This window comes from Streptomyces sp. NPDC004111 (assembly GCF_042874215.1).
Taxonomy (GTDB): Bacteria; Actinomycetota; Actinomycetes; order Streptomycetales; family Streptomycetaceae; genus Streptomyces.
Genome location: NZ_JBIAMU010000012.1, coordinates 236771 through 262687, shown reverse-complemented (window position 1 = coordinate 262687; position 25917 = coordinate 236771). Strand labels below are relative to the sequence as shown.

Genomic DNA, 25917 nt, shown 5'->3' with positions numbered 1-25917 from the left:
GTCCCGTGCGATATCGAGTGCGGGGCCGGGCACGGGTTCGTGCGCGGGCGAGGCACGAGCGATGGGCGGGACCGTGGCTGACTTCACGGTGGGTGACGAGGACTTTCTGCTGGACGGGCGGCCGGTGCGGCTGCTGTCCGGGGCGCTGCACTACTTCCGGGTGCACGAGGACAGCTGGGGTCACCGTCTGTCGATGCTGCGGGCGATGGGGCTCAACTGTGTCGAGACGTACGTCCCGTGGAACCTGCACGAGCCGGACGCGGGCCGTTTCCACGACGTGGAGGCGCTGGGCCGGTTCCTGGACGCGGTGCAGGCGGCGGGGCTGTGGGCGATCGTGCGCCCGGGTCCGTACATCTGCGCCGAGTGGGAGAACGGCGGGCTGCCGCACTGGCTGACGGGCCCGCTCGGCAACCGGGTGCGGACGCGGGACGCGGCGTACCTGGGGCAGGTGGAGCGGTGGTTCCGCCGGCTGCTGCCGCAGGTGGTGCAGCGGCAGATCACCCGGGGCGGCCCGGTGCTGATGGTGCAGGTGGAGAACGAGTACGGGAGTTACGGCTCGGACCAGGTGTACCTGGGGCATCTCGCGGGGTTCCTGCGCGAGGTGGGGGTGACGGTGCCGCTGTTCACCTCGGACGGTCCGGAGGACCACATGCTGACGGGCGGCTCGATCCCCGGGACGCTGGCGACGGCGAACTTCGGGTCGGGGGCGCGGGCGGCGTTCGACGTGCTGCGCGCACACCAGCCGGTGGGGCCGCTGATGTGCATGGAGTTCTGGTGCGGCTGGTTCGAGCACTGGGGTGCGGAGAGGGTCGTACGGGACGCGCGGGACGCGGCGGCGGCGCTGCGGGAGATCCTGGAGTGCGGGGCTTCGGTCAATCTGTACATGGCGCACGGCGGTACGAACTTCGCGGGCTGGGCGGGGGCGAACCGGTCCGGCGAGCTGCACGGCGGTGAGCTCCAGCCGACGGTCACCTCCTACGACTACGACGCGCCGGTCGACGAGTACGGGCGGCCGACGGAGAAGTTCTGGCAGTTCCGGGAGGTGCTGGCGGAGTACGCGGACGGGCCGCTTCCGGAGGTCCCCGAGGCTCCGGCCGCACCGCCCGCCGAGCCGGTGCGGGTGGGCTTCGACGGGTGGCTGCCGCAGGGCGAGCTGATGGACGCGCTGGGCGGGGAGGAGTCGGAGCGCGGTGCTCCGGCGACCTTCGAGGAGCTGGGGATCGACCGGGGCGTGGTCCGTTACCGGGTGGACGTGCCGGGTCCCCGGCAGCCGTACCCGCTGGGGGTCCGCGGGCTGCGGGACCGGGCGGCGGTGTACGTCGACGGGGAGCGGGCGGGGTTCCTGACGGAGGAGGACGCGTACCTGCCGGAGCCGGTGGCCGGGCCCGCGGCGGTCGAGCTGTGGGTGGAGTCGCTGGGCCGGGTCAACTACGGGCCGCGGCTGGCGGAGGCGAAGGGGATCACGGGCGGGGTGCTGCACGAGCGGCAGTATCTGCACGGGGTGCGGGCGCGGGGGCTGCGGCTGGAGGCGTTCGAGGACGCGGTGGCGGTGCGCAAGCTTGGCTTCCGTGCGTTGGGGGGCGAGGCCGGTCCGGGTCTCTACCGGGGTTCCTTCGAGCTGGCCGCCGCGTGCGGGGGTGCGGGGCTGGAGCTTCCCGGCTGGACGCGGGGGTTCGTCTGGGTGAACGGCTTCTGCCTGGGCCGCTACTGGCCGGGGGCGGGCCCCCAGGGCTCCCTGTACGTACCGGGGGCGGTGCTGCGGGCCGGGGACAACGAGGTGTGGGTGTGGGAGCTGGAGGGGTGCGCGGGTGAGGTGGCGGGTCTGCTGGGCCGGTAGCCGGGCGGCGGGGGTCCGCTGCGCGGGGCCTCTCCTCCACCCCGCCCCTTCCCGAAACGGCTTGGCGGTCCCTTCCCGGCCGGGTGCGCGTCCGCGGGCAGTACGTGCCCGCTCGCGCAGTTCCCCGCGCCCCTTCCAGGGGCGGGGAGGGGCGCTGCCCGCCGCACGCGCGGGACCCCGCTCGGCGGCGAACCGTCGGCACGGTTGAGCCCCCGCACAGGTGCGGGGGCTCGGGCGGGCGGAGCGGGGCGCGGGCGTCACGCCGGTGCGGGTGGCCGTACCCGCGCACCTATCGGTGCGGGTGCACCGGCATCTACCGGTGCGGGTGCACCGGCATCTACCGGTGCGGGTGCACCGACGCGCATCCCCGCACCCCGATCCCCGCCTACAAGCCCGCCGCCGCCTGCGCGATCGCCGAGGCGAAGGTCGAGACCTCCGTGTACACACCCGGGTAGTTCGGCCGGGCACACCCGTTGCCCCAGCTCACGATGCCCACCTGGATCCACGCACCCGCGTTGTCCTTGCGGAACATCGGGCCGCCGGAGTCGCCCTGGCAGGTGTCGACCCCGCCCTGGGGCAGTCCGGCGCAGATCTCCTCGCCGGCGATGAGGTCGGAGTACGACGCCTTGCACGAGGCGTCGGAGACGAACGGCACCTGGGCCTTGAGCAGGTAGCGCTGCTGGGCGCCGCCCTCGGTGGCCGCGCCCCAGCCGGCGACGGTGAAGGTGCCGGAGTTGTACGCCGTGGTGGTGGCGATCTTCAGCGTCGGCTGGTTGATCGGCTTGGCGAGCTTGATGAGCGCCCAGTCCTTGCCGCTGCCGTTGTAGCCGGGCGCCTGGAGCACCTTCGTGGACTTGACCTTGACCGCGCTGGAGCTCTGGAGATCCACGACACCGCCGGTGGCGGTGATGCTGGTGTTGTTGCCGGAGCCGTCCACGCAGTGCGCGGCGGTCAGCACGATGTCCTTCGCGTAGAGCGCGCCGCCGCAGCCCATGGAGAGCCGGACCATGAACGGGAACTCACCCTGGGCGGCGCGCGTTCCTCCCACGACGGGCTGGGTGCCCGAGGGGGTGGGAGTGCTCGCGGAGGCACCGGCGGGCTGGAGGCTGACCGCGGCGAGGGCGACGGCGCCTATGACGGCGTATCTCTTGATGGCACGGAGTACGTTCTTCAACGGAGTGCCTTTCGTGGGGGGTCGAGAGGGACGCACGCTGACAACGGGCACACACTGGGGTACGGCGAATCGGCACAGCAGGGTCACAGGACACACACCGGCCGTTCGCTGGCATGAGCCCGTCAACGCGCTGTTGGATTATGTGGAGTTGATCGTCCGGCCGACAAGGGATCCTTTTCGGCCAGCACCGGACGAGGTTTGAAAGGGGGGTAGGGGCATGGGGATCGGCAGTGAGATCGTGCACGGCTTTCCGCATCTGACGACGGTCAGGTCGGCATTGACCGCGCTCTACCGGCGGATCGGCGAGGACGGGGTGCGCTCGTACGGGACCAGCGTCCTCCCCGTCGACGTGGCCTTCTCCGACCAGGACGACCCGTACCTCGGAGCGCAGGGCGTGGCGCGGGCGCTGGTCTCGCACTTCCGGCTGCCGGACGCCCGGATGATCGTCGGCTACCGGGAGATGGAGCACGCGGCCGGGGTGGAGCTGACCGCGGGGCCGGAGTACTTCATCGAACTGAACGACCGCTTCCGCAACCACCGCAAGGACGTCGGGGCCGCACTGGCCCACGAGATCACCCATGTCCTGCTGCACCGGCTCGGCCTGTCCTTCCCCGGCACCCGCGACAACGAGATCCTGACCGACACGGTGACCACCTACCTCGGGGCCGGCTGGCTGCTGCTGGACGCCTACCGGCAGGACGGCGCCTCCAGCCAGAAGCTGGGCTACCTCACCCCCGAGGAGTTCGGGTACGTGCTGGCCAAGCGGTCGCTGCTGTTCGGTGAGGACCCCTCCCCCTGGTTCACCAGCGCCGAGGCGTACACGGCGTACACCAAGGGCCTGGCGCAGGCCCGCCGCGACGGGCAGCAGCCTCCGCTGACGGCGGCCGGCCGGCTCGCCAGGCACCGGTACGCGAAGGACCGCAGGAGCGCCTTGGGGCAGGGCGGCACGGGAGTGCCGGGGCCGCTGTCCTCGTACGCCTTCGAGGGCCGGGCGGGCACCGGGGCCGGGCTGCGGGTGTCCTTCCCGTGCCCGACCTGCCACCAGCGGATCCGGGTGCCGGCCCGCGGGGTGCTGCGGGCGCGCTGCGGGCTGTGCCGGACCGTCCTGGACTGCGACGCCTGACCCGCCGCGCGGTTCCCGCCGGCCGTCCGCCGCCTCATCCTCAACTCCCGCCCGTCTGGCCCGCGTAGCCCCTGACCTGCGGGAACGGTCGGCGGTCCGCGTAGGGTCGAGGGATGGACATCAAGCCGACAGCGGGCCTGCGGGACCTGTTCGAGGCTGTGCACGGTGACGAGGACGACGCTGTTGTACGGCTGCTCCGGGCGGGCGCCCCTGCCGAGGCCACCGACGAGGAGGGCACCACCGTCCTGTACGCGGCGGCGGTGGGCGACCGGGCGGGCGCGGTCCGGCTGCTGCTCGCGGCAGGTGCGGACCCGGACCGGCCCAGCGGCCCCGGAGGGCCGGGCGGGCCGGGCGGCGGGGACGGCACCGGCGATCTGCCGCTCTGCGCGGCGGCGGTCGGCGGGCACACCGACGTCGCGCGGGCGCTGCTCGCGGCGGGCGCCCGGCCCGATCTGCGGGAGGCGTACGGGTTCACCGCGCTGGTGTGGGCGGCGGGCCGGGGCCACGCCGGGGTGGCGGAGGTGCTGCTGGCGCACGGCGCGGACCCGGACCTGCCGGGTCCGTCCGGTGAGCCGCCGTTGGTGCTGGCGGCGCGGCGGGGTTCGCCCGCGACCGTACGGGTGCTCCTGCGGCACCGGGCGGCGGCGCGGGAGGCCGCGCTGGAGGAGGCCGGGCGGTGGCTGGAAAGCGACCTGGAGGTGTCACTCAGGGAGGGGCTGAAGCACACGTACGGGGTGTGCGACGGGGACGAGTTCGCGCTGCGCCGGATATCCGAGGAGGGCGGCACGACGGTGGTCGCCGAACTGCTGCGCGACGGTGTTCCGATAGCCGCGGCCGAGCAGCAGTCGGGGCACGCCGCCGTGGTCACCCGCCTGGAGGCGGTACTCGGAATCGCGACGTCCGCCGCCGAGCTGGCCGAGCGGGCGGTGCGTTCGCGGTCCCCGCTGAGCAACGACTGGCGGGAGTCGGTGGCGGTGCTGTGGCAGCGGGCCGACGCGGAGACGCTGCGGGCGGCGCGGTCGTGGTGTGGACGAAGCGCTTCTTCTCTGCACCAAACCTTCGCAGCCGACACACTCGCCCGTGCGGCACCGGCAGCCGCCGCGGTCCCGCTGCTGCGGGACCTGGCGGCCCGCCCCGGCCCGGCGCACCTGACGCGTGCGGCGGTGCGCGCCCTGGGCCGGCACGGCGACCCGGCGGCCCTGTCCCAGGTGCTGGCGCACGTGACGCACCCGGACGCGGAGGTACGGCACCGGGTGGCGGAGTCCCTGGGCCGGCTCGGCCTGACGGCGGAGGAGCGGGGGGCCGGGCGCCCGGAGCACGCCGGTGAGCCCGGGGCCGTCGTACCGGGGGCCGAGCGCGCCGTACCGGGAGCCGAGCGCACCGAGCGGGACCACGACGAGGACCCGGACCAGGAGCACCGGGCGGCCCCCGGGCAGGGGTCCCCCGGCTTCCCCGCGGCTCCTGCCTCCCCCGCGGCCCCCGGTGGTCCGCGGGCTCCCGCCGTCGCCGCGCTCCTGCACCTGGCCCGTGACCCCGTCCCCGCGGTCCGGTACGCGGCCGTGGTCGCGCTGGCGCGGGCCGGTGGGGATTCGGCGGCGGTGCGCGACGCGCTGGCCGAGCAGGTGGCGGAGGGCACGGACCCGGCCGGTGCGGGCTACGCCGAGGCGGCCCGGGGGCTGGCCGTGCGCCAGGACCCCCGGGCCGCCGGGGCGTTGCTGCGGGTGCTCGCGGACGGGGCGCCGGAGGGTCCGGGGCGGGCCGTCGCGGTGGAGGCGCTCGCCCATGTGCGGGACGAGCGGGTCAGGCGTCGTCTCGCGGCGACCTTTCCGCGATGTCGTTGACCGCGGCCCAGCTGAACGCCATCGCGGGGCCGATGGTCGCGCCGGGGCCGGGGTAGGTCTCGCCCATGACCGCCGCCGAGCAGTTGCCGGAGGCGTACAGGCCCGCGACGGCGGAGCCGTCCTCGCGCAGCACGCGGGCGTCGCCGTCCGTCACCAGGCCGCCCTTGGTGCCGATGTCTCCGGGGTGGACGGGGACCGCGTAGTACGGGCCCTTCTCCAGCGGGGCGAGGTTGGGGTTGGGGAGGGTGGGGTCGCCGTAGTAGCGGTCGTAGACGCTGTCGCCGCGGCCGAAGTCCTCGTCCTTGCCGTTGTCCGCCATCCTGTTGAAGCGGCGTACGGTGGCGGGCAGTTCGGGCGCCCTGAGGAGGGTGGCGAGCTGTTCGATCGTCGCGGCCCTCTTCAGGAAGCCGCTCCCGGTCCAGGACTTGGGAAAGGGCTGGCCGGGGAAGAGGCCGGCGAACAGGTAGCGGGACTTGGAGCGGGCGTCCATGACCAGCCAGGACGGGACGGTGGTGGCGTCCTCGGTGTCCGCCTCGTACATGGCGTCGACGAACCGGTGGTAGGGGGCGGCCTCGTTGGCGTAGCGGCGGCCGGCCGCGTTGACGATGACCATGCCGGGGATGCCGCGGTCCGCGACGAGGAAGAAGCTCTTCTCGCCCGGCGGGCAGATCGAGGGCGCGCCCCACACCTTGTCCAGCAGGTCGGTGGCGGCGCCCAGTTCCTCGCCGAGCAGCAGGGCGTCGCCGGTCTGGCCCTCGGAGGCGTGGGTCCAGGCGGTGGAGGTGGGGGCGGGGAGGTGCTTCTCGCGGAGCTCCTGGTGGTGGGAGAAGCCGCCGGAGGCGAGGACGACGCCGCCCCTGGCGCGGACGGTGACCTCCTTGCCGTCGCGGGTGACGCGGATGCCGGTGACCCGTCCGCCGCCGTCCGCGCCGTCCTGTACGAGGCCGGTGAGCGGTGCGCGGAGCCACAGGTCGGCGCCCTGTTTGTGCAGCGACAGCCGCAGCCGGGCGATCAGTGCCTCGCCGAGGGAGACCGGTTTCCTGCCGGTGGCCAGGGCCTTGGCGGCGCGGGCGCCGACGCGCAGGGAGGCCCGTCGGCCGGCCCAGGTGCGGCGCACCATGTTGACGTGGCGGAAGTCGTAGGAGGTGATGGTGAGGCCGTACGTGGGCAGGCCGGCGCGGCGCATGTCGCGGGCGAGCGGGCCGAGGGCCTTGAGGTCGGCGATGCACGGCTCGACGGACCGGCCCTGTGCCATGCCGCCCATGGCTTCGGGGAAGTAGTCCGAGTAGCCGGGGGTGTACATGAACTGCACGTCGGTGCGGTCGTGGAACTCCTTGACCATGCGCGGCCCGTGGTCGAGGTAGGCCTCCTTGCGGGCCTCCGGGACGCGGTCGCCGACGGTGGCGTCCAGGTAGGCGCGGGCCTTCTCGCGGGTGTCGCCGAGCGAGGCGTCGTCGAGGTGGAAGTTGGTGGGCACCCATATCGCGCCACCGGACAGGGCGGTGGAGCCGCCGTACTTGTCCGTCTTCTCCACGACGAGTGCGCTGAGGCCGCGCAGCCGGGCGGTGAGGGCCGCGGCCAGGCCCGCGGCTCCGGAGCCGACCACGACGACGTCGTAGGTGTGGTCCCACTGCGGGGTCTGCGCGGGTGATTGCGGTGCCGTCATGTGAACACTCCGGTGGCGTAGTCGCTGCGGAAGTAGAGCAGGGGTGATCCGTCTTCGCGCGCGGCCAGGTCCAGTACGCGGGCGGTGATCACGTAATGATCACCCGCTTCGTGGACGGCGTACAGCTCGCAATCGACCGTGGCCAGGGCGTTGTTGATGCGGACGGCGTCGTTCCCGGTGCGCTCCCAGTCGACTCCGGCGAATTTGTCCGCGCCCTTGCGGCCGAGGGCCGCGCAGGTGGCGGCCTGGTCGGCGGCGAGGATGCTGACGCCGAAGCGGCGGGCCCGCTCGACCTTGGGCCAGCTGCTGGAGTTCTTGCCGACGCAGAGCAGGACGAGCGGCGGGTCGAGGGAGAGCGAGGCGAAGGACTGGCAGGCGAGACCCACCGGGCCGCCGCTCTCGTCGAGGGCGGCGACGACGGTGATGCCGCTGGCGAAACGTCCCAGCACGTCGCGGAAGCGGGCGGGGTCGACGGGGGTCTCCGTCCCGGCAGGGCGGTCGGGTTCACCCGATGGGGTGAGGGGGGCTGGGAACTCCCCTGCGGCTCCCGGCCGTTCTTCCCGTACGAGGTGATCAGCGGATGGGCGTCCCGTCAGCCGTTCCACTGGTGGCCCCAGAAGCTGTCCGAAGTCATTTCCTTCGCCACCCAGTCGGCGGGGTCGACGATCAGTCCGTCCCAGCCGTACTCGACCTGGAAGCCACCCGGCGCCTGGGCGTAGAAGGAGACCATGTGGTCGTTCGAGTGACGGCCCAGAGAGGAGGCGATCGGCACTCCGGCCTTCTGCATGCGGTCCAGGCAGTATCCGACGTCGTCGAGGGTTTCCAGCTCGACCATGAAGTGCACGATGCCGGGCGGCAGCGCGCCCGGGTAGAGGCCCAGGCTGTGGTGGCGGCGGTTGGGGCTGAGGAAGTGCATCGTGTGGAAGTCCTCGCCGGGCTTGCCCGTGGGCACGGCGGCGGGCGGCAGCTTCATCGAGTCGCGCAGCTGGAAGCCGAGGACGTTCTCGTAGAACGCCAGGGTCTCCTCGGTGTCCGGTGCGGGGACCACGACGTGCCCGAGCCCGAGGTTGCCGGCCTTCGGGGTCGAGGTGACGAAGCGGTTGCCGTACGGGGTGCCGAGCGGGCTGTGGTCCTGGGCCTGGCCCCAGAAGATCTCCAGCGGGTTGCCGCTGGGGTCCTGGAGCTGGATGAGGCCCTGGACGCGGCGCTCGGCGAGGGTGGCGGCGTCGGCCTGCTTGACGACGACTCCGGCGGCCTCCAGTTCGGCGGCGGTGGCGGCGAGTGCGGCGGCGTTCGCGACCTCGAAGCCGGCGGCGAGGAGCCGGTCGCTCTCACCGGCGACGATCTGGAAGCGGTGGATGCGGTCGTCGATGCGCAGGTTCAGCTGCTGCTCGGTGGAGCCTTCGGCCTCGACCATGCCGAGGATGTCGCAGGTGTAGGTGCGCCACTCGTCGAGTTTGGTGGTTTCGAGGCGCAGGTAGCCAAGAGCGCGGATGTCCATGAGTCGATTCCTTTGGAAAGGGGGCCTGACAAGTCCTTCGGGCGAGGGCAGAAGCAGCCCGTCCGGCGAGGGAGAACCACACCCCTCCGGCGTTGGAGGAGCGGGGATCCGGGGGGGCGCCCCCGGTGGTGGCATCAGCCGGGCATGGTGCGGCACGGTCGAACCCGCACCGCACAGCACCCCAGCGCCTCAGTGGCGGAAGAAGTCGATCGCCAGGCGGTTGAACTCGTCGGCCTGTTCGCGCTGGGCCCAGTGGCCGCAGTGCGGGAAGACGTGCAGGCGGGCGTCGGGGATGGCCTTGAGGGCGACGAGGGCGCCGTCGAGCGGGTTGACCCGGTCCTCGCGGCCCCAGGTGAGCAGGGTCGGCTGGGTGATCCGGTGGGCCTCGCGCCAGAGCATGGTGTCCTCGGGCCACTTGGCGAAGGAGGCCCCCATGCGGGCGTTGCCGAGGGCGGCGTCGGGGTCGGTGGCCCGGGTGTAGCGCTCGTCGACGAGTTCGTCGGTGACGATCGCCGGGTCGAAGGCGAGGGTGGTGAGGAAGGCCCTCATCTGTTCCCGGGTGGGCTCGGGCGAGGTGCTGAACGCGAAGAGCCGCTTGATGCCCTCGGTGGGGTCGGCGTGGAACAGGTTGAGGGAGACGCCGCCGGGGCCCATCAGCAGGAGTTTGGCGACCTTCGCCGGGTGGTCCAGTGCCATCCGGGTGGAGGTGCCGCCGCCGAGGGAGTTGCCGATGAAGTGGGCGCGGGGGATGCCGAGTTCGTCCATGAGGGCGGCCACGGCGTCGGCGGCGAAGGAGAAGAAGTCCTTGTCGGGCTCCGGCTTGTCGGACCTGCCGTAGCAGGGCTGGTCGACCAGGAGGGTGCGGAAGTGCTCGGCGAACACCGGGAGGTTGCCGCCGAAGTTGGACCAGCCGCAGGCGCCGGGGCCACCGCCGTGCAGCATGATCACGACGGGGGTGTCCGGGGTCGCGCCGGCCGGTGCGGCCTCGTGGTAGTGCAGGGTCAGGCCGCCGGCCTCGACGGTGCGCGAGGTGGACTCGTAGGTCGTCCCGGTGTCGCTCACAGCATCGTGTCCTGGATGTCGAGGCCGAGGGCGCCCTGGCCGAAGAGGACCAGCGCCCGCTCGGGGTCGTTGGCGGCGTGGCCGCGGCCGGTGCGGACGTCGCGCCAGGCGCGCTGGACGGCGTTGGACGCCTTGTTGCGCATGGCACTGCCGCCCGCGTTCTCCATCAGCAGGTCGACCGCGGCCACCGCGCGCTCGGTGGCCAGGACCTGGTCGCGGCGGGTGCGGGTGCGCAGTGCCATCGGGAGTTCCTCGCCGCGCACGGCGCGCTCGTACAGCTCGGTGATGTTGCGCTCCAGCTGGAGCCAGGCGGCGTCGATGTCACTGGCGGCGCGGGCGATCCGCACCTGGGCGAAGGGGTCCTCGGCGACCTGCTGGCCGTAGGAGATCCGGAAGCGTTCGCGGGTGGCGGCGACGTACGCCTCGTAGGCGCCCTCGGCGATGCCGACGATGGGGGTGGAGATGGTGGTGGTGAAGACCGAGGCGTACGGGAGCCGGTAGAGCGGCTCCGGGTTGACGTCCTGGCCGGGGGTCCTCAGGGCGGTGACCGGGCCGAAGCTCAGCGCGCGGTGCTCGGGGACGAAGACGTCCTCGCAGATCACGTCGTTGGAGCCGGTGCCGCGCAGGCCGACGGTGTCCCAGACGTCGTCGATCCGGTAGTCGGCGCGCGGGACGAGGAAGGTCCGCATGTCGACCGGGCGGCCGTCGGCGTCGTTGATCATGCCGCCGAGCAGGGCCCAGTCGGTGTGGTCGCAGCCGGAGGAGAAGTGCCAGGCACCGGTGACCCTGAAGCCGCCGTCGACCGGGGTGACCTTGCAGGTCGGGGCGTACGAGGAGCAGATCCGGGCGGCCGGGTCGGCGCCCCACACCTCGTCCTGGGCGCGGACGTCGTAGAGGGCGACGTGCCAGGGGTGGACACCGACGACGGAGGAGACCCAGCCGGTGGAGCCGCACGCGCGGGCGATCTCCTTGACCGCCGTGTAGAAGGCGGCGGGGTGCGCGGCGAGGCCGCCGTACCGCTTGGGCTGGAGGAGCCGGAAGAAGCCGGCGGCCTCCAGTTCCTTGATGCTGGCCGCGGGGACCCGGCGCCCGGCCTCGGCCTCCGGGGCGCGCTCGCGCAGCGCGGGGGCCAGGGCGCGGACGCCTGCGAGGACTTCGAGGACTTCTTCGTCACCCATGCGTGTCGCCTCTCGGGATGTACGGGGTGTGCCCGCCGTGCGGGTGGTGGCAGGAAGGTACGCCCGCGTCCACCGGGCACGAAATACCGGTTTCCCACTCAGCGGGAAGGGTTCCGCGATCCCCCAACCTATTCCGAAAAGAAATACCTTCGCACGACCCCTTCCCCCGTGGCCGCCCCCGTGACAGGGTCGCCCCAAGGTCGCCGGCGCGTCCGCAATGTCGCGGATGCGCACCGCACACAGGGGTTCTCTCATGACTGCTCCCACGCCTGGGCAGGCCGGGCTCACCGAGATGCTGACACGTGCCACAGCGGTATCCGGGGCGCCCGTCCCGTCCGTCCCGTCCGTCCCGTCCGTCCCGTCCGGGAGGCCCGGCGGGTCACCGGACGGCGCCCCCCATCCGCTCTCGCTGCTGGAGAAGGCCGCCGAGGTGCTGGGGGCGTTCGACGGCGCCGAGCCGCGGCTCTCCCTCACCGAGGTGGTGCGCCGCTCGGGCATCCCCCGCTCCTCCGCGCACCGCATCCTCGACCAGCTGGTCGGGCTGCGCTGGCTGGACCGCGAGGGCCGGGACTACCGGATGGGCATGCGGATGCTGGAGCTGGGCGCCCTCGCCTCGCACCACAACCGGCTGCGCCGCGCCGCCCTCCCTCTGCTGCACTCCCTGCACGAGCAGACCGGTCACCTGGTGCACCTCGCCGTCCCGGACGGCACCGAGGTGGTCTACCTGGAGCGGATCGGCGGGCTCGACGACCGCAGCGTCCCATCCCGGGTGGGCGGCCGGATGCCTGCCTACTGCACGGGGGCGGGCAAGGCGGTCCTCGCGTTCGGCGAACCGGACGCCGCCGAGCGGGTCGTCGCGGCCGGTCTGCGCCCCCGCACCCCGGCCACGCTGGTGCGCCCGGTGGCGCTGCGCTCGGAGCTGGCGGCGGTCCGCGACCGGGGCATCGCCTTCGACCGGGAGGAGAGCTTCCGGGGCGTGGTCTGTGTGGCGGCCCCGCTGCGCGGCGCGGGCCGGGCCGTCGCGGCGATCTCCCTGTCCTGCCGGGGCGGCGCCGCCGCCCGTCGCGAACTGGAGCGGCTGGCGCCCGCGGTACTCGCCTGCTCGCGTGCGGTCTGGCGGGAGCTGTACGGTCCCGGCCGCGCCCGCGCCCGGCACGCGGCAGCCACCCCGCCCGGGTCCGTCGCACAGCGGCCCCGGATGTCGGAGCAGGCGATGGACACCATGATGGGGTGGCTGGGCCGCAGCGAGTGGATGTAGCGGCCGGCGGCGGACGTCCTCCCGGTGGACGCGTCCGCCGCCGTCCCGTCTGCCTGTTCGGCCGTCAGCAGCCGTACTTGACCAGGTCGAACGACTTGTAGTGGTCGGCGGTGTAGTAGTCCTCCTGCGCCTTGCTGCCGGTCACGATGCGCTTGGCACCGCGGGTGGGCGCGCCGGGGGTGACGACCGTGTACTCGTGGTAGTACCCGTTGGTCTGGCTCGGCAGGATGCCCTCACGGTTCTTGAAGACGGTGCCGTCCTGCTCGTACGGGAAGGGGCCGCCCTTCTCGATGAGTTCGAGGGTGTCGTGGGCCTGCGAAGGCAGCTTCGAGTGGCAGATCTCGCCGACGGCGGTGATCTTCGCGACGGAGAAGGAGACGGCGGTGACGGGGGCGGGTGCGGTGGCCGTGGCTGCGGTCGCTCCGCCGGCCAGCAGGGCCGAGGAGAGGGCGACGGCGGAGCCGATGACGGCGATTCGTGGGGGGATTCGCATGCCCCCATTGATGCGCGTAGAACGCACCGGGGTCAACGCCAACTCCCGCGAATTCCCCGGACGTTCACCTCCTCCCCAGCGTCCCCGCAGGACCCCCGCACCCGACCCCGGCAGGCCCCCGCCTACTCGTAGCCGATCTCGACGCGGGCGCTCAGCGGCACCGCCTGACAGGCCAGGACGTACCCCTCGGCCAGGTCCTCCTCGTCCAGCACCTCGTTGCGCAGCATCTTCACCTCGCCGGAGACCACCCGGCAGCAGCAGGCGCTGCACGCGCCCTCCCGGCAGGAGTAGGGGGCGTCGATCCCGGCCGCGAGGAGGGTGTCGAGCAGCGGGACCTCCGCCGCCCAGCCGACCTCGTGCGACTCCCCGTCGAGCGTCACCCTGGCCGTGTGCGCGGCCTGCGCACCTGCGGCGGTGGCGGTGGCTGCGGCCGGTGCGCGGCCGAATACGTCGTCGGCGAGCGAGAAGTACTTCTCCCGCGACACCGTGCACGCCCCGGCCGCCCGCAGAGCCGCCTCCGCCGCGTCCATCAGGGGCCGGGGCCCGCACAGATAGGCGTCGCGGCCGGCGTACGGGGCGAGTGCCGCGCCCAGCAGCTGGGCGGTGGGCAGCCCCTGGAGGGTCTCCAGCCAGTGCACCACGGCGAACCGCCCGGGGTGCGCCTCGGCGAGCCCCCACAGTTCGTCCCGGAAGATGACGGCGTTCTGCTCCCGGTTGGCGTACAGCAGCACGGCCCGGCCCCGCCCGGCCGCGAGGACGGACTTGGCGATCGACAGCACCGGGGTGATGCCGCTGCCGCCCGCCACCAGGACCACGTCGCGGTCCAGGTCGCGCGGGGTGAAGGTGCCGGCCGGGGCGAGCACCTCCAGCTCGTCGCCGGCCGTCACCCGGTCGCAGACCCAGCCGGAGCCGAGCCCGCCGGGCACCCTCTTCACGGTGACCTTCATGGGTTCCCCGGTGTGCGGGGAGCTGGCCAGGGAGTAGCACCTGGCGGCGCCCCCCGGCACCCGCAGGGTGAGGAACTGGCCCGGCTTGTACGGGAGCCGGGCGTCGAGCACCAGGGACACGGCGTCGCCCGTCTCCCGTACGACCTCGACGACCCCGACCTTCACGGAGGTGCTCACTCGCCACCCACCTCGACGAGTCCCCGGGACACGGCCTCCCGGATGCTGTCGCGCAGTCCGGCGCAGGACCGCACCCGGGCGCTGGGTTCGCCGGCGGCGACCCGCTCGCGGATCCGGGGGCAGACCTCGGTGGCCTCGGCGGTCCACTGGATCTGGGTGTGGGCGGGGCTGAACTTCTCGCACAGGACCTCGTTTCCGCAGGTCCCGCAGGTGACGGGGCGCATCACGAACCGGCTTTCGGGGCGGGTGGTGCGACCGGGTGCGCGGCGGCTTCGCGGGCCGCGGCCTCGCGGGCCGCGATGTTCGCCTCGGCCTCCGCCCGCCAGGCCTCGCCCGCCCGGGTGGTGTCGATCACGAACTCGAAGCGGCGGACCATCTCGTCGCGGACGTCGGCGACGTCCACGTAGAACTGCTCGTACCAGCGGCGCAGTTGGTAGACCGGGCCGTCCTCCTCGGTGAGCAGCGGGTTGTCGATCCGGGTCTTGTTCCGCCAGATCTCGACGTCCTGCTCGAAGCCGACGGCCAGTCCCTCGGAGGTGACGCGGGCGGCGTCGGCGGCCTGTTCGTCGGTCATGCCGGGGAGTTTCCTGACGATCGCCCCGTACATCAGCATGAAGCTGTTCTCGTCGATCGGGTAGTGGCAGTTGATCAGGACGGACTCCATCTCCTGTCCGCCGCCGGCGTCCGCCCACAGTTTGTCGATCATGTAGGAGGGGCCGAAGTAGGAGGCGTCGGAGCGCAGCCCGCCGGAGGCGGAGAGGGTGCCGAGGTCGATGTCGGGGCGCGGCGAGGACTCCATGTACTGGGTGGCGACGTGCCCGTCGAAGACGTTCTTGAAGTACTCGGGGAACGCGTAGTGCACGTAGTAGAAGTGCGCCATGTCGACGACGTTGTCGACGATCTCGCGGCAGTTGGCGTTGTCGACCCGCAGGGAGTTCCAGGACCAGTCGCTCCACTGGTCGGCGTCGGGGCCGTGGACGCCCTCGATCTCGGGGACGGTGACGTCGGCCGGGGGCTGGTTGCCCTCCGGGTCGTGCCACACGTACAGCTGGCCGTTGCGCTCCAGCGCGGTCCAGGAGCGGGTCCTGGCGCGCGGGGGGACGCGGCGGGCGTAGGGGATGCCGGCGCACTTGCCGTCGCCGGCCCAGCGCCAGTCGTGGAAGGGGCAGGCGACGGCGTCGCCCTTGACGGTGCCGTGGGCCAGGTTGCCGCCCATGTGGGGGCAGTAGGCGTTGAGCACGTGGAGCTGTCCGTCCTCCTCGCCGCGGAAGACGACGAGTTTGGTGCCGAAGGCCCGGATCTCGTGCGGCCGGCCGTCCTTGAAAGGGCCGGCGAGGCCGAGGCAGTGCCAGCCGCGGGCGAACCGGGCGGGCGGTGCGGTCGCTTCGATGACGCGCACGGCGTCGGCCGCGGTGGCTGCCGCGGTGCCGGACGCGGTCTCTGGGCGCTGCTGAACAACCATGGTTCTCCCCCTAGTCGAGGCGCGTGCCGGTACCCGGCCGGCCGGATCGCGCGGCTTCCGCGGCGAGTTCGACCGCGATGTCGATCAGTTGGTCCTCCTGGCCGCCGACGAGCCGCCGCTCGCCGGCCCGCAGCAGGATTTGGGCGCCGGACACGCCGTAGCGCCCGGCCTGCCGGTAGGCGTGCTTGAGGAAGCTGGAGTAGACCCCGGCGTGGCCCATCAGCAGGCTCATCCGGTCGAGCAGGCACTCCTCGTCCATCACCGGGCGGACCACGTCCTCGGCCGCGTCGATGATCTTCAGTACGTCGATGCCGGTGCGGATGCCCATCTTGTGGCAGACCGCGGCGAAGGCCTCGACCGGGGTGTTCCCGGCGCCCGCGCCGAGCCGCCGGGTCGAGCCGTCGATCTGGAGGGCGCCCGCGCGTACGGCGGCGACCGAGTTGCCCACGCCGAGCCCGAGGTTCTCGTGCCCGTGGAAGCCGACCTGGGCGTCGCCGCCGAGTTCCGCGACGAGCGCCGCCACCCGGTCGGTGACGTCGTCCACGACCATCGCGCCCGCCGAGTCGACGACGTACACGCACTGGCAGCCCGCGTCGGCCATGATCCGGGCCTGCCGGGCGAGGTTCTCGGGGGTGGTCGAGTGGGCCATCATCAGGAAGCCGACGGTCTCCAGGCCCCTGTCCCGGGCCAGCCCGAAGTGCTGGACGGAGATGTCGGCCTCGGTGCAGTGGGTGGCGATGCGGCAGATGCCGGCGCCGTTGCCGTGAGCAGCCCGGATGTCGTCCTTCACGCCGAGGCCCGGCAGCATCAGGAAGGCGATGCGGGCGTGCCGCGCGGTGTCGACGGCGATCTTGATGAGTTCCTGCTCGGACGTCTTCGAGAAGCCGTAGGTGAACGACGAGCCCCCGAGTCCGTCCCCGTGCGCGACCTCGACGACGGGCACGCCCGCACCGTCCAGGGCGCCGACGATCTTCCGTACGTCCTCGCCGGTGAACCGGTGGCGCTTGGCGTGCGAGCCGTCGCGCAGGGAGGAGTCGGTGACGCGGATGTCGAGTGCGTCGGAGTACGTCCCCCGCGCGCTGGGCGTGTAGGTCCGTGCGGCGGTCATGCCTGCATCCCCTTCGCGAACTCCTCGCCGACCTTGGTGGCGGCGGCGGTCATGATGTCCAGGTTTCCGGCGTACGGCGGCAGGTAGTCGCCCGCGCCCTCCACCTCCAGGAAGATCGCCACCCGGGCCTGCCCCCCGTTCGCCCCGGACGCCTCGTCGAACTGCGGTTCGGTGCGCAGCCGGTAGCCGGGCACGTACGCCGCGACGTCCTCGGCGACCTGCTTGACGGAGGCGGTGACCGCCTCGCGGTCGGCGTCCTCGGGGATCGCGCAGAAGACGGTGTCGCGCATGACGACGGGCGGCTCCGCGGGGTTGAGGACGATGATCGCCTTGCCGCGCCCGGCGCCGCCGATCTCCTCGATGCCGCGCGCGGTGGTGCGGGTGAACTCGTCGATGTTGACGCGGGTGCCGGGCCCGGCGGACACCGAGGCGACGGACGCGACGATCTCCGCGTAGGCGACCGGCACGACCCGTGAGACGGCGTACACCATCGGGATGGTGGCCTGCCCCCCGCACGTGATCATGTTGACGTTGTCCGCGTCGAGGTGCGCGGTGAGGTTCGCGGGCGGTACGACGGCGGGGCCGACGGCGGCCGGGGTCAGGTCGACGGCCTTGATGCCGAGTTCGGCGTAGCGCGGGGCGTTCGCCCGGTGCACGTGGGCGGAGGTCGCCTCGAAGACGATGTCCGGCAGCTCGTCCTGCGCCAGCAGCGGGTCGACGCCCTCGTGGCTGGTGCGCACGCCCAGCTTCCGTGCGCGGGCGAGCCCTTCGCTGGCCGGGTCGACGCCGATCATCCAGCGCGGCTCGATGTACGGGGAGCGGCGCAGCTTGTACAGCAGGTCGGTCCCGATGTTGCCGGAGCCGACGATGGCGGCGGTGGCCCGCCTGCCCGTCGTGACAGTCATGCGTACCTCAGCAGAAGGTGAGAGAGACGGAGCCGAGCCCGGTGAACTCGGCGGTGTAGGTCCGCCCGGCGGTGACGTCCACGGCCCGGGTGCAGGAACCGGGCAGCACCAGGTGCCCCTTGCGCAGGGGCACCCGGAAGCGGGCGACGGTCCGCGCGAGCCAGGCCACCGCCTCGGCGGGGTCCGTGAGCACGGCGTCCCCGCGCCCCTCGGCGAGCAGTTCGCCGCCGCCGGTCAGCCGGGCCTCGACCGCCTTGAGGTCGAGTGCGCGCGGATCGCGCCCCTCGCCCGTCACGTAGCCGGCGGAGGAGGCGTTGTCGGCGATGGTGTCGGCGATGGCGATCCGCCAGTCGCGGACCCGGCTGTCGATGAGTTCCAGGGCGGGTACGACGCGTTCGGTGGCCGCAAGGACGTCGGCGGCGGTGCAGCCCTCGCCGGGCAGGTCGTCGCCGAGCACGAAGCCGATCTCGACCTCGACGCGGGGCGCGCAGTAGCGCGCGGCGGGCACGGGCCGGGCGCTGTCGAGGGCCATGTCGTCGAGCAGATGGCCGTAGTCGGGTTCGTCGACGCCCATCATGCGCTGCATGACGGGCGAGGAGAGGCCGACCTTGTGGCCGGTGACGGTGGCTCCGGCGGCGGTGCGGCGGCCGATGTTGAGAAGCTGGATCTCGTACGCGTCCTCGGTGTCGATCCCGGGGAACGTCTCGGTCAGCGGCGGTACGGGGGTACGTCCGTACTCGGCGGAGCGCAGCAGCTCCGCCGCCTCCTGCCGCCGGCGTGCGGTGAGCATCGGGCGCCTCCAGGGCGGGGCTCGGGGTGGGTGATGCCCGAGGCTAGGTCCCGCCGGGAGCGGCGGGGAGGGCCACTTCCCGGTGAGTGGGAAAGCACGCGGCCGTCCGACGGACCGCCCGGCCCCCGCCCCGCCACACCCCCGGCACCCGCCCCCTCCCGCGCCCCGGCACCCCCCTGCGCAGGCCCCCCTCCCGCGCCCCGGCCCCCCCCTGCGCGGGCCCCCTCCCCCGGCCCCGGCGCGGGCCCCCTTCCCGCACCCCGCCCCCCTGCGCGGGCGCCGCTCCCGGGGATGCGGCCCGGGTCATCCGGTGGCGGGCAGGCCGTAGTGCACACCGGTCAGGTGTTCCGACTCCTCCCACAGCCGGTGGCCCGTCTTCTCGTCGGTGGCGGACGGGGCCAGGGCGACCCGGGTCGGGGCGCCGCGCAGTTCGGCCGTGCCGTCCGGTCCGATGAACTCGCCGCCGCGTACGCCCGGTTCGGTCGCCGCGTACAGCTGCGGCAGCGCGCCGCGTTCGGGCCGCTGGGCCAGCAGCGGGTTCCCGATCCGCCCGAACACCACCCGCCACAGGCCGACCGGCGCGCTGAACTGGAGCTGGGTGGCGGTGTATCCGGGGTGCGCGAGGACGCTGCGCACCGGGCTGCCCGCGGCGGTCAGCCGCCGGTGCAGCTGGTGCCCGAAGACGGCGTTGGCCAGCTTGGACTGGTTGTAGTGGCCCATCGGCGAGTAGCGGCGCTCCCCCATCAGGTCGTCGAGGAACAGGTGGGCCTTGCGGTGGTTGACCGAGCTGACGGTGACCACGCGCGGGTCACGGCCCTCGGCGAGGGGTTCGAGGAGGAGCCCGGTGAGCGCGAAGTGGCCGAGGTGGTTCACGGCGAACTGGAGCTCGTGGCCCTGCGCGCTGAGGGTGCGGGGCGGGGCCATCACGCCGGCGTTGTTGACCAGCAGGTCGAGCCGGGGGTGTTCGGTGCGCAGCCGCTCGGCGCACTCGCGCACCGAGTCGAGGTCGGCGAGGTCGAGCCGCCGCACCTCCCACCGGCCGCGCCCTGCGCCGCCCGCGCCAGCCTGTCCGACCGCACCGGCCCGCCCGGCCGCGTCCGCTCCCCCGGCCGCCTCCTCGATCGCGCGCCGCCCCTTCTCCTCGTCCCGCACTGCCAGGATCACGTGCGCCCCCTTGGCCACCAGCGCGCGGGCGGTCGCCAGGCCGAGACCGCTGTTGGCGCCGGTGACGACGCAGACGCGGCCGGTCTGGTCGGGAATGTGCCCGGCGTTCCAGCGCTGCCGAAGCCCGGTGTCTGCTGCCGTCTGAGAAGTCATGTCCGGAGTCATGCGGCACAGACTGACTCCGATGACACTTGGTGTCAAGGCGCGCCCGAGTGTCATGCGCGGCATGGAATCGCGGGCGAGGCATTACGATGGCCCCATGACCTCCCGTCCCGAACCGCCGCTGAGCCTGGCCGAGCGCAAGCGCCTGCTCGTCGCCGACGAACTGAGCGAGGCCGCGCTCCAGTTGCTCGCCCGCACGGGGTTCGACGCGGTGACCGTCGACGAGATCGTGGCGGCGGCCGGGGTCTCCAAGCGGACGTTCTTCCGCTACTTCGCGTCCAAGGAGGACGTGGTCGTACGGTTCCTCGCCGACATGGGCGCCGGAATCCACGCGGAACTCGCGGCCCGGCCGGCCGGTGAACCGCCCTCCGTCGCGCTGCGCCACGCGGTCTGGGTCCCGATGGGCGCCTGCGCCGCCGACCACTCCGAACGCGCCCTGCACGTGGTCCGTCTGATCCTGCGCACCCCGGCCCTGCACGCCCGCTTCCTGGAACGCCAGGCACAGTGGCGCGACGAGATGGCGGCGGAGCTGGTGCGCCGCGCGGGCCCCGCCGCCGGGACGGCGGGCCTCCGTCCGCGTCTGACCGCGGGAATGGCCCTCACCGCGTTCGACGCCGTACTCCAGCGCTGGTCGGACAGCGACGGCACGGCGGACCCCGCGGCGCTGATGGACGAGGCGTTCGCGGTCATCGCCCCGGCACTGGACGGCGACGGCGCCGGGCCGTAGCCCGGACGGCCCGGCGCGGATCGCCCGCGACCGCGGGCGGCTTCCCCGTACGGGGAGGAGACCGCCCCCGGCCCCGCCCAGCGGCTACCCCCCGGCGCCGTACACCGGCTGCGGCACCTCCGCCTCGGCCAGCAGTCCGCGGGCCGCCTCGCCCGCCTCCGCCGGGGTCCACCGGGAGCCCTTGTCCGCGGTCGGCCCCGCCCGCCAGCCCTCCATCACCGTGATCCGGCCCGCCTCCGCCTCGAAGACCCGGCCGCTCACGCCCGCGGAAGCGGCCGAGCCCAGCCACACCACCAGCGGGGAGACGTTCTCGGGGGCCATCGCGTCGAACGCGCCGTCCCGCGGCGCCGCCATCGCCCCGGCGAAGGTCTGCTCGGTCATCCGGGTCCGGGCCGCCGGGGCGAGCGCGTTGACCTGGACTCCGTACCGGCCCATCTCCGCGGCGGCGACCAGGGTCAGGCCCACGATGCCGGCCTTCGCCGCGGCGTAGTTGCCCTGGCCGACGCTGCCCAGCAGGCCCGCCCCCGAGCTGGTGTTGACGACCCTGGCGGCCCGCGCCCGGCCCGCCTTGGCCTCGGCCCGCCAGTACGCCGCCGCGTGCTTCAGCGGCAGGAAGTGGCCCTTGAGGTGGACGCGCACGACGGCGTCCCAGTCGTCCTCCTCCAGGTTGACCAGCATCCGGTCGCGGAGGAACCCGGCGTTGTTGACGAGGGTGTCCAGGGCGCCGAAGGTGTCGAGGGCCGTGGCGACGAGGGACGCCGCGCCCCCGCCGGTCGCGATGTCGCCGCCGTGCGCGACCGCCTCGCCGCCCCGCGCGCGGATCTCCTCGACGACGTCCTGGGCGGGCCCGCCCGAGGCCCCCGCGCCGTCCGCGCGCACGCCGAGGTCGTTGACGACGACCCTCGCGCCCGCCTCGGCGAAGGCCAGCGCGTGGGCGCGGCCCAGCCCCCGGCCCGCTCCGGTGACGGCCACCACCCGTCCGGAGCACAGCAGTTGCTCGTTCATCTAGATCTCCTCCTTGTTGACGTTGGCCGCGTCCAGGAAGGCGGGGCGCTCTCCCCCGCCGTGGACCTGGAGCGAGGCTCCGGTGATGTACGCCGCCTTCGGCGAGGCCAGGAAGACCGCCGCGTCGCCGATCTCCGCGGGTTCGGCCAGCCGGCCCACCGGGACCGTGCGCCCGACCGCGGCGATGCCGGCCTCGTCGCCGTAGTGCAGATGGGACAGTTCGGTGCGCACCATGCCCAGGACGAGGGTGTTGACCCGTACCTCCGGTGCCCATTCGACGGCCATCGACCGTGCCAGGCCGGCCAGTCCGGCCTTGGCCGCCCCGTACGCCGCCGTACCGGGCGAGGGCCGTTCGCCGCTGACGCTGCCGATCATCACGATGGAGCCGCGGCTTTCGGCGAGGTGCCCGCGGGCCGCCAGCGAGGCCGTCATCGGCGCCACCAGGTTCAGCGCCACCACCCGGGCGTGCTGCTCGGCCGTGCCCTCCCCGAGCAGCCGGTAGGGCGTCCCGCCCGCGTTGTTGACCAGGACGTCCAGCCGCCCGTGCCCGGCCGCCACCCGTGCGAAGAACTCCGCCACCGCCGCCGCGTCCCGCAGGTCGACGGACGCGAAGTCCGCCGTCCGGCCGGCCGCTTCGACCGGCTCCTCGGGCGGTCTGCGGGCGCACACCACGACCTCGGCGCCCGCCGCGAGGAAGGCCCGCGCGATCCCCGCGCCGACCCCCCGGGTGCCACCCGTGACGACGACAACCCTCCCGTCCAGTTCCATTCGCTGCTACCTTCCTGACACAACACGCACCTAACAAATGTTTGGTGGAAAGGTAGCTGATCCGTTCATGGGTGTCTCCACCTCCGGCCCTTCCGGCTCCCACCGGGGCATCGCCGTCGTCACCGTCGACTTCCCACCGGTCAACGCACTGCCCGTACAGGGCTGGTACGACCTGGCCGACGCGGTCCGCGCCGCCGGACGCGATCCCGGCGTGCGCTGCGTCGTCCTCACCACCCCCGACGGCTCCCGCGGCTTCAACGCGGGCGTCGACATCAAGGAGATGCAGCGCGAGACCGCGTCCGGCGGCGGCCACCAGGCACTGATCGGCGCCAACAGCGGCTGCGCCGAGGCGTTCGCCGCCGTGTACGAGTGCGAGGTCCCGGTCGTCGCGGCGGTCGCCGGGTTCTGTCTGGGCGGCGGCATCGGCCTGGTCGGCAACGCGGACGCGATCGTCGCCTCCGACGACGCCACCTTCGGCCTGCCCGAGCTGGACCGGGGCGCCCTCGGCGCCGCCACCCACCTCGCCCGCCTGGTGCCGCAGCACCTGATGCGCGCCCTCTACTACACCTCCCGCACCGCGACCGCGCGGGAGCTGCACCACCACGGCTCGGTGTGGAAGGTCGTACCGCGCGCCGACCTGCACGACGCGGCAATGGAGCTGGCCGGGGAGATCGCAGCGAAGGACGCGTACCTGATCCGGCTCGCCAAGGCCGCCATCAACGGCATCGACCCGGTGGACGTGCGCCGCAGCTACCGCTTCGAGCAGGGCTTCACCTTCGAGGCCAACCTCAACGGCACCGCCGACCGGGTCCGTTCCGCCTTCGGGCGCACCCCTTCCGGAAAGGACGACCCCGCATGACCGACAAGACGACGACCCCGGAGCAGGTGGTGGCGCGGCTGCGCAGCGGCATGACGCTCGGCATCGGCGGCTGGGGCTCGCGCCGCAAGCCGATGGCCCTGGTCAGGGCGATCCTGCGGAGCGACCTCAGGGATCTGACGGTCGTCTCCTACGGCGGTCCCGACCTCGGCCTGCTCGCCGCCGCCGGCAAGCTCCGCAAGGTGGTCACGGCGTTCGCCACGCTCGACTCGATCCCGCTGGAACCGCACTTCCGCACCGCCCGCGAGTCCGGCGCCGTCGAACTGACGGAGATCGACGAGGCGATGTTCATGTGGGGGCTGCACGCCGCCGCGAACCGGCTGCCCTTCCTCCCCGTACGGGCGGGCATCGGCTCCGACGTGATGCGGGTCAACCCCGGCCTGCGGACCGTCACTTCGCCGTACGAGGACGGCGAGACCCTGGTCGCGATGCCCGCCCTGCGGCTGGACGCGGCCCTGGTCCACATGAACCGGGCGGACCGGCTCGGCAACGGCCAGTACCTGGGCCCCGACCCCTACTTCGACGACCTGTTCTGCGACGCCGCCGACGAGGCCTACGTCTCCTGCGAGCAGATCGTGGACACCGCCGAACTGACGAAGGACGCCCCGCCGCAGTCCCTGCTGCTGCGCCGGTCCTCGGTGACCGGGGTCGTCGAGACGCCCGGCGGCGCGCACTTCACCACCTGCGCCCCCGACTACGGGCGCGACGAGGCCTTCCAGAAGCTGTACGCGACCACCCCCTGGCCCGAGTTCGCCGCACGCTTCCTGTCCGGCGACGACGAGCCGGCCTACCAGAGCGCCGTCCGGACCTGGCACGAGGAGCAGAAGTGAGTACGTCCACGAGCGACCGGGCCGCGGGCACCGTCACCCGCGCCGAGTACTGCGTCATCGCCTGCGCCGAGGCCTGGCGCGACAACGGCGAGGTGCTGGCCAGCCCGATGGGCCTGATCCCCGGCATCGGCGCCCGCCTCGCCAAGCGCACCTTCGCCCCCGACCTGCTGCTCACCGACGGCGAGGCCCTGCTGGTCGGCCTCGACGGGACGGCCGAGGGCTGGCTCCCCTACCGCCACCACCTGACGATGGTCACCGGCGGCAAGCGGCACGTGATGATGGGCGCCAGCCAGATCGACCGGTTCGGCAACCAGAACATCTCCTGCATCGGCGACTGGCAGCAGCCCGCCCGCCAGCTGCTCGGCGTGCGCGGCGCCCCCGTCAACACCCTCAACAACCCGACGAGCTACTGGGTGCCCCGGCACTCCACCCGGGTCTTCGTCCCGCAGGTCGACATGGTCTGCGGGGTGGGTTACGACAGCGCCGCGGCAGCGGGCCCGGCCGCCACCCGCTACCACCGCCTGCCCCGGGTGGTCAGCAACCTCGGCGTCTTCGACTTCCGGACCCCCGACCGCTCGATGCGGCTGGCCTCCGTGCATCCGGGAGTCACCGTCGACGAGGTGCGCGCGGCCACCGGCTTCGCACTGGCCGTCGCCGACGAGGTGCCGCACACCCGCGAGCCCACCCGCGAGGAGCTGCGGCTGATCCGCGAGGTCGTGGACCCGCGGGGCACCCGCGACCGGGAGGTGAAGCCGTGACGCGGGAGGCACCCCGGATGGAGACCGCGCTCACCCGCCTGGTCGGCGTCCGGCACCCCGTCGTGCAGACCGGGATGGGCTGGGTGGCCGGCCCCCGGCTGGTCTCGGCGACCGCCGACGCGGGCGCGCTCGGCATCCTCGCCTCCGCGACGATGACCGTGGAGGAACTGCGGCACGCGGTGCGCGAGGTCGCCTCCCGCACCGACGCGCCCTTCGGGGTCAACCTGCGGGCGGACGCCGGGGACGCGCGGGAACGGGTGCGGATCATCATCGAGGAGGGCGTGCGGGTGGCCTCGTTCGCGCTGGCGCCGTCCCGCGAGCTGATCGCCGAGCTGAAGGACGCGGGGGTCGTCGTGATCCCGTCCGTCGGCGCGCGGCGGCACGCCGAGAAGGTCGCGGCGTGGGGTGCGGACGCGGTGATCGTGCAGGGCGGCGAGGGCGGCGGGCACACCGGGGACGTCGCCACCACCGTGCTGCTGCCGCAGGTGGTCGACGCGGTGGACATCCCGGTGGTCGCGGCGGGCGGCTTCCACGACGGGCGCGGTCTGGTGGCCGCGCTGGCGTACGGGGCGGCCGGGGTCGCCATGGGCACCCGCTTCCTGCTCACCTCCGACTCGACGGTGCCGGACGCGGTGAAGGCGAAGTACCTGGAGGCGGCCGTCCGGGACATCACGGTCACCACCGCCGTCGACGGGCTGCCGCACCGGATGCTGCGCTCGGAACTGGTCGCCTCGCTGGAGCGGGCCGGCCGTACGAGGGCGCTGGCGCAGGCCGTCGTCCGCGCCGCCGGGTTCCGGAGGCTCTCGGGGCTGTCCTGGGCGCGGATGGTCCGCGACGGCCTCGCCATGAAGCACGGCAAGGACCTGACCTGGAGTCAGGTACTGCTGGCCGCCAACACCCCGATGCTGCTGAAGGCCTCCATGGTCGACGGCCGCACCGATCTGGGCGTGATGGCGTCGGGGCAGGTGGCCGGCGTGATCGAGGACCTGCCCAGCTGCGCCGAACTGGTCGCACGTGTCATGTCCGAGGCGGACGTGGCGCTGAAGGAACTGCAGAGGCTCCACACCGGCCTGTCGACCGCGGGTTGAGTGCCGTTTCCCGGAG

General features: G+C 73.4%; 25 protein-coding genes. 9 read left to right on the top strand and 16 right to left on the bottom strand.

Translation table 11 applies throughout. The features are described 5' to 3' along the window. The first annotated feature begins 73 nt into the window (after positions 1-73). Positions 74-1837 carry a glycoside hydrolase family 35 protein gene (locus ACFYVL_RS24235; protein ID WP_389248105.1) on the top strand — a complete coding sequence of 588 codons (1764 nt, stop codon included), beginning with the start codon at positions 74-76 and terminating at the stop codon, positions 1835-1837. 385 nt (positions 1838-2222) lie between these two features. Here ACFYVL_RS24235 and ACFYVL_RS24230 read toward each other — a convergent pair whose 3' ends face one another. Beyond that, the gene (locus ACFYVL_RS24230; RefSeq protein ID WP_389248103.1) at positions 2223-3011 is read right to left on the bottom strand and encodes a S1 family peptidase; all 789 of its coding nucleotides are present in this window, start codon (positions 3009-3011) and stop codon (positions 2223-2225) included. Between the two features lie 217 nt (positions 3012-3228). Here ACFYVL_RS24230 and ACFYVL_RS24225 point away from each other — a divergent pair, with 217 nt between their 5' ends. Both ACFYVL_RS24225 and ACFYVL_RS24220 read left to right on the top strand, forming a co-directional pair. After that, the gene (locus ACFYVL_RS24225; RefSeq protein ID WP_389248101.1) at positions 3229-4134 is read left to right on the top strand and encodes a hypothetical protein; all 906 of its coding nucleotides are present in this window, start codon (positions 3229-3231) and stop codon (positions 4132-4134) included. 113 nt (positions 4135-4247) lie between these two features. Further along, positions 4248-5975: an ankyrin repeat domain-containing protein gene (locus ACFYVL_RS24220; protein WP_389248100.1), complete on the top strand. Its 1728-nt coding sequence runs from the start codon at positions 4248-4250 to the stop codon at positions 5973-5975. Here the strand turns inward: ACFYVL_RS24220 and ACFYVL_RS24215 are convergent. The 5 genes from ACFYVL_RS24215 to hsaA all read right to left on the bottom strand — a co-directional run bounded on the left by ACFYVL_RS24215 (position 5935) and on the right by hsaA (position 11382). Beyond that, a complete protein-coding gene (locus ACFYVL_RS24215) occupies positions 5935-7641 on the bottom strand; it encodes an FAD-dependent oxidoreductase (RefSeq protein WP_389248098.1) in 1707 nt (568 codons plus the stop codon). The genes ACFYVL_RS24220 and ACFYVL_RS24215 overlap by 41 nt on opposite strands. Continuing rightward, entirely contained in the window at positions 7638-8090 is a 453-nt protein-coding gene (locus ACFYVL_RS24210) for a flavin reductase family protein (protein WP_389248096.1), read from the bottom strand. Before ACFYVL_RS24210 ends, ACFYVL_RS24215 begins: the two co-directional genes overlap by 4 nt. Before the next feature lie 143 nt (positions 8091-8233). After that, positions 8234-9142, bottom strand: a complete 909-nt coding sequence (locus tag ACFYVL_RS24205) for a VOC family protein (RefSeq protein WP_389248095.1) — start codon at positions 9140-9142, stop codon at positions 8234-8236. 189 nt (positions 9143-9331) lie between these two features. Then, the gene (gene hsaD, locus ACFYVL_RS24200; RefSeq protein ID WP_389248093.1) at positions 9332-10204 is read right to left on the bottom strand and encodes a 4,5:9,10-diseco-3-hydroxy-5,9,17-trioxoandrosta-1(10),2-diene-4-oate hydrolase; all 873 of its coding nucleotides are present in this window, start codon (positions 10202-10204) and stop codon (positions 9332-9334) included. Further along, the gene (gene hsaA, locus ACFYVL_RS24195; protein ID WP_389248091.1) at positions 10201-11382 is read right to left on the bottom strand and encodes a 3-hydroxy-9,10-secoandrosta-1,3,5(10)-triene-9,17-dione monooxygenase oxygenase subunit; all 1182 of its coding nucleotides are present in this window, start codon (positions 11380-11382) and stop codon (positions 10201-10203) included. Before hsaA ends, hsaD begins: the two co-directional genes overlap by 4 nt. A gap of 253 nt (positions 11383-11635) precedes the next feature. Here hsaA and ACFYVL_RS24190 point away from each other — a divergent pair, with 253 nt between their 5' ends. Beyond that, positions 11636-12640, top strand: coding sequence for an IclR family transcriptional regulator (locus ACFYVL_RS24190; protein WP_389248089.1), 1005 nt, complete (start codon positions 11636-11638; stop codon positions 12638-12640). A 64-nt stretch (positions 12641-12704) separates the two neighbouring features. Here ACFYVL_RS24190 and ACFYVL_RS24185 read toward each other — a convergent pair whose 3' ends face one another. The 8 genes from ACFYVL_RS24185 to ACFYVL_RS24150 all read right to left on the bottom strand — a co-directional run bounded on the left by ACFYVL_RS24185 (position 12705) and on the right by ACFYVL_RS24150 (position 19839). Then, positions 12705-13133, bottom strand: a complete 429-nt coding sequence (locus tag ACFYVL_RS24185; RefSeq protein ID WP_389248087.1) for a ribonuclease domain-containing protein — start codon at positions 13131-13133, stop codon at positions 12705-12707. 122 nt (positions 13134-13255) lie between these two features. Further along, on the bottom strand, positions 13256-14257 hold the full coding sequence (locus ACFYVL_RS24180) for a 2Fe-2S iron-sulfur cluster-binding protein (RefSeq protein ID WP_389248085.1): 1002 nt from the start codon (positions 14255-14257) through the stop codon (positions 13256-13258). Next, entirely contained in the window at positions 14254-14484 is a 231-nt protein-coding gene (locus ACFYVL_RS24175; protein WP_389248083.1) for a hypothetical protein, read from the bottom strand. The genes ACFYVL_RS24180 and ACFYVL_RS24175 overlap by 4 nt, the downstream gene beginning before the upstream one ends. Further along, positions 14481-15719 (bottom strand): Rieske 2Fe-2S domain-containing protein, encoded by a 1239-nt coding sequence (locus tag ACFYVL_RS24170; protein ID WP_389248081.1) that lies wholly within the window; start codon positions 15717-15719, stop codon positions 14481-14483. The genes ACFYVL_RS24175 and ACFYVL_RS24170 overlap by 4 nt, the downstream gene beginning before the upstream one ends. Positions 15720-15729: 10 nt before the next feature. Beyond that, positions 15730-16827, bottom strand: coding sequence for a 4-hydroxy-2-oxovalerate aldolase (gene dmpG, locus ACFYVL_RS24165; protein WP_389248079.1), 1098 nt, complete (start codon positions 16825-16827; stop codon positions 15730-15732). Beyond that, positions 16824-17732 carry an acetaldehyde dehydrogenase (acetylating) gene (locus tag ACFYVL_RS24160; protein ID WP_389248077.1) on the bottom strand — a complete coding sequence of 303 codons (909 nt, stop codon included), beginning with the start codon at positions 17730-17732 and terminating at the stop codon, positions 16824-16826. The genes dmpG and ACFYVL_RS24160 overlap by 4 nt, the downstream gene beginning before the upstream one ends. A 7-nt stretch (positions 17733-17739) precedes the next feature. Continuing rightward, positions 17740-18522: a 2-keto-4-pentenoate hydratase gene (locus tag ACFYVL_RS24155; RefSeq protein WP_389248075.1), complete on the bottom strand. Its 783-nt coding sequence runs from the start codon at positions 18520-18522 to the stop codon at positions 17740-17742. A gap of 303 nt (positions 18523-18825) precedes the next feature. Then, the gene (locus ACFYVL_RS24150) at positions 18826-19839 is read right to left on the bottom strand and encodes an oxidoreductase (protein WP_389248073.1); all 1014 of its coding nucleotides are present in this window, start codon (positions 19837-19839) and stop codon (positions 18826-18828) included. A 106-nt stretch (positions 19840-19945) separates the two neighbouring features. Here ACFYVL_RS24150 and ACFYVL_RS24145 point away from each other — a divergent pair, with 106 nt between their 5' ends. After that, positions 19946-20575, top strand: coding sequence for a TetR family transcriptional regulator (locus ACFYVL_RS24145; protein ID WP_389248071.1), 630 nt, complete (start codon positions 19946-19948; stop codon positions 20573-20575). An 84-nt stretch (positions 20576-20659) separates the two neighbouring features. Here the strand turns inward: ACFYVL_RS24145 and ACFYVL_RS24140 are convergent, their stop codons facing one another. Together ACFYVL_RS24140 and ACFYVL_RS24135 are read right to left on the bottom strand one after the other, a co-directional pair. Further along, entirely contained in the window at positions 20660-21580 is a 921-nt protein-coding gene (locus ACFYVL_RS24140; protein WP_389248069.1) for an SDR family oxidoreductase, read from the bottom strand. Then, on the bottom strand, positions 21581-22348 hold the full coding sequence (locus ACFYVL_RS24135; RefSeq protein ID WP_389248067.1) for an SDR family oxidoreductase: 768 nt from the start codon (positions 22346-22348) through the stop codon (positions 21581-21583). A gap of 67 nt (positions 22349-22415) precedes the next feature. Here ACFYVL_RS24135 and ACFYVL_RS24130 point away from each other — a divergent pair, with 67 nt between their 5' ends. From ACFYVL_RS24130 to ACFYVL_RS24115, 4 genes are read left to right on the top strand one after another with little or no spacing between them, the layout of a single operon-like run. Next, positions 22416-23207, top strand: coding sequence for an enoyl-CoA hydratase family protein (locus ACFYVL_RS24130; RefSeq protein ID WP_389248065.1), 792 nt, complete (start codon positions 22416-22418; stop codon positions 23205-23207). Next, complete coding sequence (locus ACFYVL_RS24125) at positions 23204-24055, top strand: CoA transferase subunit A (protein WP_389248063.1); 852 nt, start codon at positions 23204-23206, stop codon at positions 24053-24055. The genes ACFYVL_RS24130 and ACFYVL_RS24125 overlap by 4 nt, the downstream gene beginning before the upstream one ends. Continuing rightward, positions 24052-24813, top strand: coding sequence for a CoA-transferase subunit beta (locus ACFYVL_RS24120; protein WP_389248061.1), 762 nt, complete (start codon positions 24052-24054; stop codon positions 24811-24813). Before ACFYVL_RS24125 ends, ACFYVL_RS24120 begins: the two co-directional genes overlap by 4 nt. 17 nt (positions 24814-24830) lie before the next feature. Next, entirely contained in the window at positions 24831-25901 is a 1071-nt protein-coding gene (locus ACFYVL_RS24115) for an NAD(P)H-dependent flavin oxidoreductase (protein ID WP_389248242.1), read from the top strand. Positions 25902-25917 lie beyond the last annotated feature (16 nt).